Source organism: Marinomonas sp. TW1, from assembly GCF_001625355.1.
Lineage (GTDB): Bacteria > Pseudomonadota > Gammaproteobacteria > Pseudomonadales > Marinomonadaceae > Marinomonas.
This window is the reverse complement of record NZ_JSEE01000040.1, coordinates 1-859: the sequence shown is the minus strand read 5'-3', so window position 1 is coordinate 859 and position 859 is coordinate 1. Positions and strand designations below refer to the sequence as shown.

The following is an 859-nucleotide window of genomic DNA, read 5'->3' as shown; positions in this document are numbered from 1 at the left end:
CGCGTAAATATCCATTTGAAAAACCAGGTGATGAGCGCTCAACTTGGGAGGTCGTTTATCCTCAGTACTAATTGGGGACAGAGTAACGTTACATGATTTGTTGTCGCTATCGCGACACGTCATGCAAGGAACAAAACTCCAGCTAACTAGTAATGACATACATCTCCGATCACAAAGTTAACTTATGGTGCTTACTCATGTACAAGTGTGTAAATCAATATAATTAGTTTCTCTTTTATAACTCATTTTATACTTAAACAATATGCAGTTAAGCGGTTTCCTTCTCATAAACAATGACTTGTATAGGACCAAATCTAAAAGTTACTAGGTATAACTAATTGAATAAAAAGGTCTTTATTTGGTGGAGCGGGGGGGAATCGAACCCCCGTCCAAAAAGCCTACATCCTCGGTACTACATGCTTAGTCACATATTTATTTAACCAATTGGAAGCCAAGCGACAGGCTTCGTCATGGTGAGCTTAATACTATTGCGCGGTTCAGCCTTAAGCGTGCTTCCTTCTCTATCCTATTTAGGGTGACCATCGATCCTCTAACCAATAGGAGAGATTTCAAGGCGATGGCTAGCCTAAGCGGCTAGTGCGAACGTATCGTCGTTAGCAATTATAGTTTTTACGGCTTTTTACCAGGCAAACCGCCCCTGGGCATGCACCTTGGGTTTCATGAATCTTGTCGAATCCTAGATCCGCCCCAAAGTTTACTTTTCTACTTTTTTCTATTCTATTTTGCTAATACTATTTCTAATATTATCATAGACTCGATATGCCTATAATCTCATTATACAACGCTAAACATGAATAGACAACGTGGTAATTTTTAACCACTTATCTAAATAATCAAT

General features: G+C 39.0%; 1 other RNA gene. It reads right to left on the bottom strand.

From position 1 onward, the window contains the following. Positions 1 to 359: 359 nt before the first annotated feature. Positions 360 to 710, bottom strand: a transfer-messenger RNA (tmRNA) gene (gene ssrA / locus OA79_RS17760). Positions 711 to 859 lie beyond the last annotated feature (149 nt).